Genomic DNA, 13,628 nt, shown 5'->3' with positions numbered 1-13,628 from the left:
CGCTTACTCCCGCGTCATCGCGAAGCTTGCGGGAATCGAGAGCGTCCAGATCAGCCCGTCGGGCGGAAAGCTCAGCGTGGCCTCGCCGTCGAGAGCCTGCGCGACGAGCCGCTTCACGACCTTATGGCCGAAGCCCTCCTTGGGCGGCGTGGCGAGGGCCGGGCCGCCGCTCTCGCGCCATTCGATATTCAGCCTGCCCTCCTCTAAACCCCATTTAAGCGAGATGCTCCCTTCCGGCCGCGACAAGGCGCCGTAGCTCAGCGCGTTGGTCGCAAGCTCGTGCAGCGCGAGGCCGATATTCTGCGCGGCCTCGGGCTTCAGCATGATCCTCGGCCCGTCGATCGCGGCGTGCTCGCAGACGCTGTCGCGCGTCACGTCGAGGCAATAGGCCATTTGCGCGCGCACGAGATCGTGCATGGAGGCGCCGCGCCAGTCCTGCGAAACGAGAAGGTCATGCGCCATGGAGAGCGCCTGCAGGCGCGCGCTGAACTTGCGCTGGAATTCCTGCACGGAAGGCGCGCCCGCCGCCGTCTGGCGCGACATGGCCTGCACGACCGCAAGTAGGTTCTTGGAACGATGCACCAATTCGCGCAGCAATACGCGCACATGCTGCTCGCGCATCTTGCGCTCGGTGATGTCGCGCGCCGTGCCGAGAATGCGCACCGCCCGCCCTTTCTCGAAAAAGGTGCGGCCGCGGATCGACACCCATCGTTCGACCTGATCCTTCACGCCGATGACGCGATATTCGATCTCGTAATCGCCCTCATAGGTCGGGTCGAGCGCGAGGCCGACGGCCTCCTTGCTGCGGCGCCGGTCCTGCGGATGAATGGCGCTGCGGAACACGTCGAAGCCGGGCTCGACGCCGTCGGGCAGACTCCATAATTGCCGCACGCGCGCGTCGAGATGCACCTCGCCGGTGACGAGATTCCAGTCCCAGACGCCGGTGCGGCCGGCGTCGAGCGCGAGCTGCATGCGCTCGAGCGCATAGGCCTGGTCCTTGATCGCATCGCAACCCGAGGGGACGGCGCGCGCCTCGCCTGCGTCGAAGAAAGCGTCCATGTCGCTCACGCATCACCTTTGCTGGGACGCCCCATTATACGCCCGGACAGCCGAGCGCGCGAGCGCCTAGGTCCTGTGGACTCTAAGGGATTCCCATTTGGTCGCAAATCAGATTCAAGAGTTCTTTTGGGGAGGCGGCCTTGGGTGTGATGGATCGATTGGTTTTGACGGACACGGCGTGGGAGCGGATGGCTCCGCTGATCATTGGCCGGCCTGACCAGAAGGGCTCGACCGGCCGCGACAACCGGATGTTTGTGGAGGGCGTGCTGTGGATCGTGCGCACGGGTTCCCCCTGGCGCGATCTTCCGGAAGCGTTTGGGGAGTGGAACAGTGTGTTTCGGCGCTTCAGTCGATGGAGCGCCAAGGGGGTCTGGCATCGGGTTTTCGAGGCGATGTCTGACGATTCTGACTTCGAATATCTGATCGTCGACTCCACGATCGTCCGGGCGCATCAGCACGCTGCCGGGGCGAAAAAGGGGGCCTGAAGATCAGGCGATCGGGCGTTCGCGCGGCGGCCTGAGCACCAAGATACATCTGGCCGTTCGCGGCTTGGGATGTCCTGACGGTTCACGCTGACCGCCGGTCAGAAGGGCGACGCCCCGCAAGCCGTGGCGTTGATCGAGGGACTGCCCGCAGAGGTCGTCATGGCCGATACCGCCTATGACGCCAATTATTTGCGCCAAGCCATCGCCGCGAAGGGCGCGCTTGCCGTCATCCCAAACAACCCGTCACGTGCGCTCAAATATCCGCTCGACAAGCATCTTTATACTCAGCGCCATCTCGTCGAATGCTGCTTCTCAAAACTCAAGCAGTTCCGCCGCGTTGCAACCCGCTTCGAAAAAACCGCCCGAAACTATCGAGCGGTCGTAACCCTCGCCGCAATCGTCCTATGGCTCAGATAACTGTCCACACAGCCTAGGACGGATCGACATTCAGGATTCCCAAACGGCGTAAGTGCTGATTCATAGGGTTCCGCGATTTGAGCGGAGGCCAATGATGGGCGTTAAGCGATATGAGTTGAGCGAGGCACAATGGGCGCGGATTGCGCCGTTGCTGCCGGGCAAGGCGAGTGATCCGGGACGCACTGGCTCGGATAACCGATTGTTTGTGAACGGATGTCTGTGGGTTCTGCGGTCGGGCGCGCACTGGCGCGACCTGCCCGATCGCTATGGCAAATGGAAGACGGTGCATCGCCGCTTCAGCCGCTGGTGCCATGCGGGGATATGGGAGCGCGTGTTCGAGGCGCTGACCGCGGACCGGGACAACAAGTATCTGATGCTCGACAGCACCATCGTCCGCGCACATCAGCAGGCGGCGAGCGGAAAAGGGGGCCAAGAATCAGGCGCTGGGGCGTTCCCGAGGGGACTGACCACCAAAATCCACATGCTCGCCGACACACTGGGCCGACCACTGCGCCTCATCGTCACTGCCGGCCAGGTGGGCGACGTCACCCAGGCTCCCGCCCTGCTCGAAGGACAGACAGGCAATGCCGTGCTGGCCGACAAAGCCTATGACAGCAATGCCTTGCGCGCCATCATCGCCGATATCGGCGCGAAGCCGTGATCCCTTCAAATCGCACCCGCAAGATCATCATCCCGCATGACGCCATCGCCTACAAGCAGCGCAATCGCATCGAGCGATGCTTCAACCGCCTCAAGCACTTCCGACGCTTCGCCACCCGCTACGAACGTCGAACCATCCACTTCGCCGGCTTCGCTTTCCTCGCCGCAGCCATTCTCTGGTTACGCTGAATGTCGATCCGTCCTAGGTCCTGTGGACTCTAAGGGATTCCCATTTGGTCGCAAATCAGATTCAAGAGTTCTTTTGGGGAGGCGGCCTTGGGTGTGATGGATCGATTGGTTTTGACGGACACGGCGTGGGAGCGGATGGCTCCGCTGATCATTGGCCGGCCTGACCAGAAGGGCTCGACCGGCCGCGACAACCGGATGTTTGTGGAGGGCGTGCTGTGGATCGTGCGCACGGGTTCCCCCTGGCGCGATCTTCCGGAAGCGTTTGGGGAGTGGAACAGTGTGTTTCGGCGCTTCAGTCGATGGAGCGCCAAGGGGTCTGGCATCGGGTTTTCGAGGCGATGTCTGACGATTCTGACTTCGAATATCTGATCGTCGACTCCACGATCGTCCGGGCGCATCAGCACGCTGCCGGGGCGAAAAAGGGGGCCTGAAGATCAGGCGATCGGGCGTTCGCGCGGCGGCCTGAGCACCAAGATACATCTGGCCGTTCGCGGCTTGGGATGTCCTGACGGTTCACGCTGACCGCCGGTCAGAAGGGCGACGCCCCGCAAGCCGTGGCGTTGATCGAGGGACTGCCCGCAGAGGTCGTCATGGCCGATACCGCCTATGACGCCAATTATTTGCGCCAAGCCATCGCCGCGAAGGGCGCGCTTGCCGTCATCCCAAACAACCCGTCACGTGCGCTCAAATATCCGCTCGACAAGCATCTTTATACTCAGCGCCATCTCGTCGAATGCTGCTTCTCAAAACTCAAGCAGTTCCGCCGCGTTGCAACCCGCTTCGAAAAAACCGCCCGAAACTATCGAGCGGTCGTAACCCTCGCCGCAATCGTCCTATGGCTCAGATAACTGTCCACACAGCCTAGAGCGCGGCTCGCGAAAAAGTGGGAACCGATTTTTCGCATGGAGCGCGCTCCATACACTCTCCCTCCCTCTCGGGATCTCCGTCATTGCGAGCGAAGCGAAGCAATCCAGAGCCCCAATGCGGCCCCTGGATTTGCTTCGTCGCTCCGCTCCTCGCAATGACGGCGCGTCAAACGTCCAGAAGATCGGTCGCGAACGCCGCCTTCTCCTGAATGAAGGCGAAGCGCGCCTCGGGCTTGTTGCCCATCAGCCGCTCGACGCAATCGGCGACCTCCTCGCGCTCCTCGCCCGCGAGAACGACCTTGAGCAGCGTGCGCCTGCCGGGGTCCATGGTCGTTTCCTTGAGCTGCTGCGCGCTCATTTCGCCCAGGCCCTTGAAGCGGTTGACCTCCACCTTGCCCTTGCCGGTCAGGACGGTCCTGATCAGATCCTCGCGATGATCGTCGTCGCGCGCGTAAACCGTCTTCGGTCCCTGGGTGAGCTTGTAGAGCGGCGGCTGCGCCAGATAGAGATGGCCCTTCTCGATGAGGCGCGGCATCTGGCGATAGAAGAAGGTGATGAGAAGCGACGCGATATGGGCGCCGTCGACGTCGGCGTCCGTCATCACGATCACCTTCTCATAGCGCAGCTCCTCCTCGCGATAATGGGCGCCGAGGCCGCAGCCCAGCGCCTGCGTGAGATCGGCGAGCTGCTGATTGGCGAGGAGCTTGTCCTTCGTCGCGGAGGCGACGTTCAGTATCTTGCCCCGCAGGGGCAGAATGGCCTGCGTCGTGCGATTGCGCGCCTCCTTCGCCGAGCCGCCGGCCGAGTCGCCCTCGACGATGAAAAGCTCGGAGCCTTGCGCCGAATTATTGGTGCAGTCGACGAGCTTGCCCGGCAGGCGCAATTTGCGCGTCGCCGTCTTGCGGGCGATGTCCTTTTCGGCGCGGCGGCGCAATCTCTCTTCCGCGCGCGCAATGGCGAATTCGAGCAGCTTGTTGGCCTGAGTCGGCGCGGCGGCGAGCCAATGGTCGAAGGCGTCGCGCACCGTCTGCTCGACGACGCGCGACGCTTCGACCGTCATGAGGCGGGACTTGTTCTGGCCCTGGAATTCCGGCTCGCGAATGAAGACGGAGATCATCGCGGCGGCCTGGCCCATCACGTCGTCGCCCGTCACGTCCCTGGCGCGCTTCGACTGATTGATGCGTTCGGCGTGATCCTTCAACGCCTTCAGCAGCGCATTGCGGAACCCCGCTTCATGCGTGCCGCCGTCGGGGGTCGGGATCGTGTTGCAGTAGGAATGGATGAAGCCGTCATCCTCCGCGAGCCAGGATACGGCCCATTCGAGCGAGCCGTGGCCGCCCTCGCGCGTCACCTTGCCGATGAAGGGCTGGTCGGTGACGAGCTCCTTGCCGTGGATCTCGCGGGCGAGATAATCCTTCAGGCCGCCGGGGAAGCGCAGCACCGCCTCAACCGGAACGTCCGAGCCCGGCTCGATCAGCGAGGGATCGCAGCGCCAGCGTATTTCGACGCCGCCGAAAAGATAGGCCTTGGAGCGCGACATGCGGAAAAGGCGCGCCGGCTTCCAATGCGCGTTCTCGCCGAAGATCTGCGGATCGGGCTTGAAGCGGACGCGCGTGCCGCGGCGATTATTGATCCTGCCGAGCTTCTGCAGCTTGCCGAGCGGCAGGCCGCGCGAAAATTCCATGCGATAGAGCTGCTGCTCGATCGCGACCTCGACCTCGACCTTCTCGGAAAGCGCGTTCACGACCGAGACGCCGACGCCGTGCAGGCCGCCCGACGTCTGATAAGCGCCGCTGTCGAATTTGCCGCCGGCGTGCAGGACGGTCATCACGACCTCCAGCGCGGACTTGTCCTTCATCTTGGGATGCGGGCCGACGGGAATGCCGCGGCCATTATCTGTGACCGTCAGCCAGCCGCCGGCCTCCAGCGTCACCTCAATGAAGGTGGCGTGGCCGGCGACGGCCTCGTCCATGGCGTTGTCCAGCACCTCGGCGAAGAGGTGGTGCATCGCCGCCTCGTCCGTGCCGCCAATATACATTCCGGGGCGCCGGCGGACGGGCTCCAGCCCCTCCAGCACCTCGATGGAGGCGGCGGAATATTCGGCCGGAGCGGCTTTTGCTGCGGGTCTGGGCGCGGGCGCCTTGCGGGGCGCGCCGCCGAAAAGATCAGGTTTCGTGGCCATGGGCCGATATTAGCGTGATTCGAGCCCGAGCGCGCGAGGGCGTCAGAAGCCGAAGAACTTCCGGCGCAGCGCGTCCTCATAGGCTTCCTTCGCCTCCAGCGCCTTGTCGCGCGCCTTCCCGTCAGCCGGCCTTCGCCGCCGGCGCGCTTGCGCCCGAGGCGCGTGAAATCCCCTGGAAGGCCGAAAGCGGCCTGGGCCGGCTGATCAGATAGCCCTGGATCTCGTTGCAGCCGAAGCTGTGCAGCATCCGAAGCTGAGACTGCGTCTCAATGCCTTCCGCCGTCGTCCTGACGCCGAGCTCGCCCGCGAGCCCGATAATGGCGCGGATGATGGAGGCCGTCTCGCGCCGGGCGTCCACCTCCTGAACGAAGGAGCGGTCGATCTTGATCCGATCGACCGGAAAGGCGCGCAGATGGGAAAGCGCCGAATAGCCCGTGCCGAAATCGTCAAGCGCGATGGAGACGCCGAGCTGGCGCAGATCGCCCAGACAGCTTTGAGTCGCGTCGTTTTCCAGAAGCAACACGGATTCCGTGATCTCCAGCTCCAGCCGCGAGGGCGAGAAGTCGCAGGCGGCGATGGCGGCCGCCACGTCGAGCGCGAAGCCCGGCTTGACGAGCTGCGTCGACGAAAGATTCACGGCGATGCGAATCCGCGCCGGCAGAGTCGCCCCGAGCAGACAGGCCTCGCGCAGCGCCCAGTCGCCGATCTCGCGAATGAGCCCCGCCTTTTCCGCGGCGGGAAGGAAATGCGACGGACTGAGGAGTCCATATCCCGGGCGGCGCCAGCGCAGCAGCGCCTCGAAGCCGGAAACCTCCAGCGCGGCGAGATCGACGATCGGCTGGAAATGAAGCTCGAACTCACCCCGCTCAAGCGCGTGTCCCAGCTCCTGCTCCATCTGCCAGCGCGAGGCCATCTTCGCCTCCATGTCGCGGCTGAAGAAGCTGAAGCTCCCGGCGATCTGCCCCTTTGCCTCATAGAGGGCGAGATCGGCCTTCTTCATCAACTGCGTCAGATCGAAGCCGTCCTGTGGCGCGCGGGAAATTCCGATGCTCGCGCCGACCGTCGTCATGGCCCCGTTGAGCTCGACCGGCTGGTTGGTCGCCGCGCTCAGCCGCCGCGCGAGCGCCTGTATGTCCGCGCGGCTCGACGCCGGCGATTGCAGGACGACGAATTCGTCTCCGCCCATGCGCGCGAGAAACTCGCCGGATTTCAGAACCGCGCCAAGACGCTGCGAAACGGTCTTGAGCAGCACGTCCCCCGCCTGATGGCCGAGCGTGTCGTTGACGCTTTTGAAATTGTCGAGATCGATCCAGAGAATGGCGACGTTTGTCCCGCCCCGGGCGGCGGCCGCGAGCGCGAGATTCGCGTGCTGCTCGAAAGCGGAGCGGTTGGCGACGCCGGTAAGGCCGTCGAAATAAGCGAGCCGCTGAATGCTTTCCTTGCGCTCTTCCTGCTCCAGCGCGATGGCGCAAAGATTGACGCAGGCCTCGACGATGGTGCGCTCGATATTGCTCGGACCCCGACAGGAGCGGTAATAGAAAGCGAAAGTTCCGACGACGCGTCCGTCCGACGCATAGATCGGCGAGGACCAGCAGGCGCGCAGGCCCAGCGGCAGGGCCAGATCCTTGAACCTCGACCAGAGCGGGTCGGTCGCGATGTCGACGACCTCGACGGATTCGCCGAGATAGGCGGCGGTCCCGCAGGAGCCCATATGCGGCCCGACCCGCAAGCCGTCGATCGCGGCGGAAAAATTCTGCGGCAGGCTCGGCGCCGCCAGTGGCTTCAGGCGCCCTTGGGCGTCGACGGACAGAATGGAGCACACGACGTCGGGCGCGAGGCGCTCCGCCTGGAGACACAGCCGGTTCATGACGGCCCGCACCGGCAGGTCGCGCGCAATGCCTTCGAGCACGTCGTGCTGTAGGGCGCGCAATCCGAGCATAGACGGCCTCTCGCAGCCGCCGCAGTGGAATTCGGACATTTCGAGCCTGCGAAAAACGATGCGTCGCGATCGTCGCGCTCGCCCGGCCCGCCTGCTCCGCCCGACGGCGCCCCCCAACCAACCCCCCGGCCTGACGGCGACCCGACCCGACCAGGAAAACAGAACAGCCACAAATTGCAGACAGGCCGAGAATGCGCGCCAAAGCTTAAAAAAGCTTTCCGAAAAACGGCTTGCCGCCGGCTTGGTTTACCGGCCCGCAAGCAGCCGCATTTATACTGTCCGCTTCCCGCTTCGGAGCGACCATGTCCCAGCTCACCGTCGTCATCTGCGTCGATCACGCCTATGTCAGCGGCGGACAATCCAAAGTGGCCATTGAAAGCGCGATCGGCCTCAAGACGGCGGGGGCGCGCGTCGTGTTCTTTGCGGCCTGCGGCCCGGTTGACGAGCGTCTTGCGACGGCGGGCGTCGAGGTCGTCTGCCTCGGCCAGCCTGACATATTGGGCAATCCCTCCCGGCTCGCCGCCGCCCGCCAGGGCGTCTGGAACGGGCGGGCGGCGGCCGTTTTGGGAAGGACTCTCGACGAACTCTCCTACGACCGCACCGTCGTCCATGTGCATGGCTGGGCTAAGGCGCTGTCGGCGGCGATCGCCAGGCCCATACAGGCGGCGGAACTGCCGGCCGTCTATACGATGCACGAATTCTTTTTGCATTGCCCGAATGGCGGATTCTATAATTTCCAGCAGAGCAAAGTCTGTCCGCTGGAGCCGATGTCGCTCGCCTGCTGGGCGACGAATTGCGACTCGCGCAACTATCCCTTCAAGCTGTGGCGCAACGCCCGCATGTTCGTCGCGCAGCATGTCGCGCATCTCGCGGAAACCTTCTCGGACATTCTGCTTCTTTCCGATCTCCAGGAGAAAGCGCTCGCCGCCTGCCTGCCCGAGCGCGCGACGATCCACCGCGTGACCAACCCTGTCGAGGCGGAGCCGCTCGGCCATAAGGAAGACCCGCGAAGCGGCGACTTCCTTTTCGTCGGACGCCTCTCCCCCGAAAAGGGCGCCTTCCTTTTTGCAGAAGCGGCGAAACGGGCGGGAGTCACGCCCGTCTTCGTCGGCGACGGCCCGATATCGGCGGAGTTGCGGACGCGCTTTCCGCAGGCGCGGCTGCTGGGCTGGAAATCGCCGGCGCAGGCGCGCGAAGCCATGCGGGCGGCGCGCGCGCTGGTCTTTCCCTCTCTTTGGCACGAGACGTTCGGCCTCACGGCGCTGGAGGCCAAGGCGGTGGGCACGCCGGCGATCGTCGCCAATGGCTGCGCCGCGCGGGAAGCGGTCGAGGACGGCGTCACGGGCCTGTGGTTCGAGAGCGGCGACGCGGACTCTCTCGCCTCGGCGATCCGCGAGGCGAAGAATGACGCGGTGATTTCCGAAATGTCCCGCCGAGCCTATGATTCCTATTGGGCGGCGCCCGCGACCCTGGAGCGGCATGTGGCCGAGACGCTCGCGGTCTATGAAGCGGCGCTGGCGCGGCGCGCGAGCGCCTGACGGGATATTTTCCCGCAATCGACGGGCAGGGCGTCCTGCGGTAAGACGACGCGACGAAATAATCGCGCCAACGGCGCCCTCACCCTTTCCCCGCTCGCGGGGAGAGGGGCAAGGGGTCCACAACGAACTTTGTCGATCATGCCAGCAAATCATGGCCTTCGTGAAAGATCGGCGCTTTTGCCTCGCCCCTCGCCCCGACCCTCTCCCCGCAAGCCTACCGCATTCACACATCTTGGTTGCATGTGGCCTGGGCGTCTGATTCCATTTGAAGGAATCGGAGGGACGGACGATGGACGGACGGACGCTGGGTCGCTTTGGCGACGCGCGACTGGAAAAAGGGGGCCTTTCTGCTTTCCCGGCTGGTGGCGGAGGGCGGCGGGGGCATACGCATTCGTCGGCTCGGCGGCGACCGGGCCGGTGAGATTAAGATCACGCGCTTTCTTCGCAATCGGGCGGTGACCGGCGCGGAGATGTTCGCCACGGCGGCCGCGCGCGCGTCGGCGCGTTGCGCCGGGCGCGCGGTCCTGGCGATACAGGACACGACGGTCGTCAAGTCCGGGGGCGGCGGCGGGCTCTATCTGCATCCGACCCTCGTCGTCGACGCCGAGGACGGTTCGATCGTGGGTCTGGCGCACGCGCAGTTCCTTGAACGCGCGACGGGACGCAAGGCGGATCGGCGTCAGCGGCCGATCGAGGACAAGGAAAGCCGGCGCTGGCTGGAGGCGCGGCGGCGGCGGCGAAAGTTTGCGCTTTGGCGCGCGAGGTCACGGTCGTGGCCGATCGCGAGAGCGATATTTATTCCGCCTTCGCGCGGCGCCCGCCGGGAGTTCACCTCCTCGTGCGCGCCGCGCAGGACCGCGCGCTGGAGGATGGCGAGCGACTGTTTGCGCGCCTGGATGCGCTGGAGGAGGCCGGGCGGGCGACGCTGTCGCTTCCGGCGAGGCCCGGACGGCCGGCGCGCGAAGCGACACTGGCCGTCCGGCATGGGCGCTTTGATCTCGCGCGGCCCCGGAACGGCGCGGCCCAGAACGACCCCTCGACGATCGCGGTCCATCTCGTCGACGTGCGCGAGATCGACCCGCCCCCAGGCGAAAACGTCCATTGGCGTCTGATCACGACGCGCCCCGTCGACCGCCTCGCGCAAGCGCTCGAGGTCGTCGATCTGTATCGACGCCGTTGGGCGATCGAGCAGTTGTTCCGCACGATGAAGACCGGCGGCTTCGACATCGAGGCCGTGCGGATGGAAGACGACGCGCCGCGCCAGACCCTGGCGGCCGCGACGTTGATCGCGGCCGTGACGATCCAACAACTCGTCCACGCCCGGGACGGCGGCGACCCGCAACGTCTGCGCCCGCTCCTCGACGCCTTCGAGCCCAAGGACCAACCGCTGCTGGAAGCCTATTGCGCCACCCTCGAAGGCAAGACGCAGCGTCAGAAGAACCCACATCCGCGAGGGTCCCTGGCCTATGCGTCCTGGGTGCTCGCCCGCCTCGGCGGCTGGACCGGCTATTACGGAAAACCCGGCCCCGTCGTCATGCTCGCCGGATGGCTCAAATTCCAGCACGGAAAATACGCCATCGCCGTCACCCAACCAACGCCGCCGCTAACCAACACAGATGTGTGAATCTGCTAGCCCCGCAAGCGGGGAGAGGGAGCGCGCGGCCCGATCGATTCGTTCAAAAATATCGCAGGGAAGATGATGAAACGCCGCTTCGCCCTTCTTGCCGCCGCTCTCCTTTTCGCCACGCCCACACGCGCCGAGAAGCTGCGCCTCGCCTTGCAGAAGACGGGCACGACCGGCTGGGAGATGGCGGTCGTCAAGGCCTTCGGCCTCGATAAGGATGCGGGGCTCGAGCTCGAGGTGACGGAGCTCGCCTCGCCCGAAGCCGGCAAGATCGCCATTCAGGGCGGAAGCGCCGACATCGTCGTCTCGGACTGGCTGTGGGTCGCGCGCGAACGCGCGCAGGGCGCAAAGCTCACGCTTTATCCCTATTCCACCGGCGTCGGCGCCGTGATGACCAGAGACGCGTCGATCAAGGGCGTGAAGGACCTCGCCGGCAAGAAGCTCGGCGTCGCGGGCGGACCGCTCGACAAGAGCTGGCTGCTCCTCAAGGCCGTCGCGCTGAAACAGGGCGTCGATCTCGAAAAGCGCGCGACCATCCTCTACGGCGCGCCCCCGCTCATCGCCGAGAAGGCTTTACAGGGCGAGCTCGACGCGGCGCTGGAATTCTGGAATTTCGCCGCCGACCTCGAAGGCAAGGGCTTTACCCGCGCCATCGAGATCGCCGATGTCGAAAGGACGCTCGGCGCCAAGGGGAACGCCGTCGTCACGGGCTATGTCTTCGACGAAGGCTTCGCGGCGAAGAACCGCGATGCGCTGTCGCGCTTCTTCGCCATGACGGCGAAAGCCAAGTCGCTCATCGCCTCCGACGACAAGGCCTGGGCGGCGGCGGCGCAACGCATCGGTCCGAAGGACGCCGCGACGCTCGACATCTACCGCAAGCGCTATGTCGCGGGCGTTCCGACGCGCGGCGTCGCGGAAGAAGAGGCCGACGCGGCGGCGCTCTACAAGGCGCTGGCGAAGATCGGCGGCGAGAAGCTCGTCGGCCCCGGCAAGACGCTCGATCCCGGAACCTTTTACAAAGCCGGCGGAGCCCCCGGGCGTTGATCCGTCTCGTCTCGCTCGCGGCGCTTATCGGTCTTTGGCAGGCCGCCGCATGGTTTTCCGAGCCGCGCCGCCTGCCGGGGCCGCTCCCCGTCTTCGAGACGATCATGGAGGAAGCCCGTTCCGGCGCGCTCTTCTCCAATCTCGCCGTCACGCTCGCGCGCGTCGCCGCCTCCTTCGCGCTCGCCATGAGCCTTGGCGCGGCGATCGGCTATCTCATGGGACGCAACAGGATCGCCGACCGGCTGCTCGATCCCTGGCTCGTCTTTCTCCTCAATCTCCCCGCGCTCGTCGTCATCGTGCTCGCCTATGTCTGGGCGGGACTGACGGAAGCCGCCGCCATCGGCGCCGTGGCGCTCAACAAGCTGCCCAACGCCGTCGTCGTGATCCGCGAAGGCGCCCGCGCGCTCGATCCGCAACTGGAGGAAATGGCGGAGGCGTTCCGCCTCTCGCGGGCGGCGCGCGCGAGGCATGTGGTTCTACCGCAGCTCGCGCCCTATTTCGCGGCGGCGACGCGCTCGGGACTGTCGCTCGTCTGGAAGATCGTCCTCGTCGTGGAGCTGCTCGGCCGCTCCAATGGCGTCGGCTTCGAGATCAATATGGCGTTCCAGCAATTCGACATGAAGCTGCTCTTCGCCTACGCCCTTCCCTTCGTCGCCCTCATGCTCGGCGTCGAGACATTTCTGGTGCAGCCCCTTGAACGACACCTCGCCCGCTGGCGGCGCGGCGCCCCTGGACGTCGCGATCGCGCATAAGGACCATCATCGCGCCGACGGGCGGCCGCTGCGCGCGCTCGAAAATCTGCGCCTGACGCTGCCCTTTGGACAGGCGGGCGCCGTCGTCGGCCCGTCCGGCTGCGGCAAGACGACCCTGCTCAAACTGATCGCGGGACTCGACCGGGATTATGCCGGCCATATCCATCTGCCGGCCCATGGGCGGCTCGGCATGGTCTTTCAGGAGCCGCGCCTCCTGCCCTGGCGCAGCGTCGCCGACAATATCCGCATCGCCGCGCCGGAAGCGAGCGAGAAGGAGATCGCGGCGCTCCTCGCCGAATTGTCGCTCGCCGAACACGCCGCGCATTTCCCCGGCGAATTGTCGCTCGGCCTCGCGCGCCGGGTCTCGCTCGCCCGCGCGCTGGCCGTAAAGCCCGATCTGCTGCTGCTCGACGAGCCGCTCGTCTCGCTCGACGCCGCGCTGGCGCGCGACCTGCGCGACCGGATCGCCGCGCTCATCGAGGAAAAGCGCATCACGACGCTGATCGTCACGCATGACCTTGAAGAGGCCATCGCGCTCGCGGATCGGATCTTCCTGCTCTCGCCGCGCCCCGCCCATGTCGTCGAAACGCTGGATGTCGCAACGCCGCGCGGCCGATTGACGAAAGAAGCCGCCGAGGCCCTGGAAGCGCGCGCAAAGGCGGCGCTGGCGACGGCGCGCGCTCAATGATTTTTCACTATGAAATTCCGGACGGGCCGGTTCATTAACAAACGGTTTGAAAAACGCTGGGCGTTAGCGAATCCCTCCCCTTTACGGGGAGGGTGGCCCCGCCAAAGGGCGTCTGGAAGACGCCCGTCTTACAGACGGGCTATGGCGGGGTCGGGTGGGGTAAAGCCCCCATCAATGTTATGGTG

9 protein-coding genes and 2 pseudogenes are annotated in these 13,628 nt (G+C 65.4%); 8 read left to right on the top strand and 3 right to left on the bottom strand.

Annotated elements, in window-relative coordinates; genetic code table 11:
- Positions 1–3: 3 nt before the first annotated feature.
- The gene (locus ACV7JP_RS11790) at positions 4–1,059 is read right to left on the bottom strand and encodes a sensor histidine kinase (protein ID WP_457799076.1); all 1,056 of its coding nucleotides are present in this window, start codon (positions 1,057–1,059) and stop codon (positions 4–6) included.
- Between the two features lie 149 nt (positions 1,060–1,208).
- Here ACV7JP_RS11790 and ACV7JP_RS11785 point away from each other — a divergent pair.
- The 3 genes and pseudogenes from ACV7JP_RS11785 (at position 1,209) to ACV7JP_RS11775 (ending at position 3,658) form a co-directional block, all read left to right on the top strand.
- A pseudogene (locus tag ACV7JP_RS11785) lies at positions 1,209–1,961 on the top strand (IS5 family transposase).
- Positions 1,962–2,055: 94 nt separating this feature from the next.
- Positions 2,056–2,810, top strand: a protein-coding gene (locus tag ACV7JP_RS11780; protein WP_457799075.1) for an IS5 family transposase whose coding sequence is annotated in 2 segments (ribosomal slippage) — positions 2,056–2,620 and positions 2,620–2,810 — 756 coding nt in all. Because the reading frame shifts where the segments join, the coding sequence is not laid out codon by codon here.
- 87 nt (positions 2,811–2,897) lie between these two features.
- Positions 2,898–3,658, top strand: a pseudogene (locus ACV7JP_RS11775) (IS5 family transposase).
- A 184-nt stretch (positions 3,659–3,842) separates the two neighbouring features.
- Here ACV7JP_RS11775 and parE read toward each other — a convergent pair.
- Both parE and ACV7JP_RS11765 read right to left on the bottom strand, forming a co-directional pair.
- Positions 3,843–5,858: a DNA topoisomerase IV subunit B gene (gene parE, locus ACV7JP_RS11770; RefSeq protein WP_457795869.1), complete on the bottom strand. Its 2,016-nt coding sequence runs from the start codon at positions 5,856–5,858 to the stop codon at positions 3,843–3,845.
- Positions 5,859–5,979: 121 nt separating this feature from the next.
- Positions 5,980–7,797 carry a putative bifunctional diguanylate cyclase/phosphodiesterase gene (locus ACV7JP_RS11765; protein WP_457795868.1) on the bottom strand — a complete coding sequence of 606 codons (1,818 nt, stop codon included), beginning with the start codon at positions 7,795–7,797 and terminating at the stop codon, positions 5,980–5,982.
- Between the two features lie 302 nt (positions 7,798–8,099).
- Here ACV7JP_RS11765 and ACV7JP_RS11760 point away from each other — a divergent pair, with 302 nt between their 5' ends.
- From ACV7JP_RS11760 to ACV7JP_RS11740, 5 genes are all read left to right on the top strand, one after another.
- The gene (locus ACV7JP_RS11760; protein ID WP_457795867.1) at positions 8,100–9,335 is read left to right on the top strand and encodes a glycosyltransferase family 4 protein; all 1,236 of its coding nucleotides are present in this window, start codon (positions 8,100–8,102) and stop codon (positions 9,333–9,335) included.
- Between the two features lie 751 nt (positions 9,336–10,086).
- Complete coding sequence (locus tag ACV7JP_RS11755; protein WP_457795866.1) at positions 10,087–10,959, top strand: IS4 family transposase; 873 nt, start codon at positions 10,087–10,089, stop codon at positions 10,957–10,959.
- Between the two features lie 75 nt (positions 10,960–11,034).
- Positions 11,035–12,003 (top strand): ABC transporter substrate-binding protein, encoded by a 969-nt coding sequence (locus ACV7JP_RS11750; RefSeq protein ID WP_457799074.1) that lies wholly within the window; start codon positions 11,035–11,037, stop codon positions 12,001–12,003.
- The gene (locus tag ACV7JP_RS11745) at positions 12,000–12,755 is read left to right on the top strand and encodes an ABC transporter permease (protein WP_457795865.1); all 756 of its coding nucleotides are present in this window, start codon (positions 12,000–12,002) and stop codon (positions 12,753–12,755) included. The genes ACV7JP_RS11750 and ACV7JP_RS11745 overlap by 4 nt, the downstream gene beginning before the upstream one ends.
- The gene (locus ACV7JP_RS11740; protein WP_457795864.1) at positions 12,697–13,443 is read left to right on the top strand and encodes an ABC transporter ATP-binding protein; all 747 of its coding nucleotides are present in this window, start codon (positions 12,697–12,699) and stop codon (positions 13,441–13,443) included. Before ACV7JP_RS11745 ends, ACV7JP_RS11740 begins: the two co-directional genes overlap by 59 nt.
- The last annotated feature ends 185 nt before the right edge of the window (positions 13,444–13,628 follow it).

The sequence above is a fragment of the Methylocystis sp. S23 genome (genome assembly GCF_054106005.1).
The sequence above is the reverse complement of the archived record's forward strand: the minus strand, read 5'-3'. Positions and strand labels throughout refer to the sequence as shown.

Coding starts and splice junctions, on each gene's coding strand:
- ACV7JP_RS11790 (WP_457799076.1), bottom strand. CDS start 1,059: ATGGACGCTTTCTTCGACGCAGGCGAGGCGCGCGCCGTCCCCTCGGGT.
- parE (WP_457795869.1), bottom strand. CDS start 5,858: ATGGCCACGAAACCTGATCTTTTCGGCGGCGCGCCCCGCAAGGCGCCC.
- ACV7JP_RS11765 (WP_457795868.1), bottom strand. CDS start 7,797: ATGCTCGGATTGCGCGCCCTACAGCACGACGTGCTCGAAGGCATTGCG.
- ACV7JP_RS11760 (WP_457795867.1), top strand. CDS start 8,100: ATGTCCCAGCTCACCGTCGTCATCTGCGTCGATCACGCCTATGTCAGC.
- ACV7JP_RS11750 (WP_457799074.1), top strand. CDS start 11,035: ATGAAACGCCGCTTCGCCCTTCTTGCCGCCGCTCTCCTTTTCGCCACG.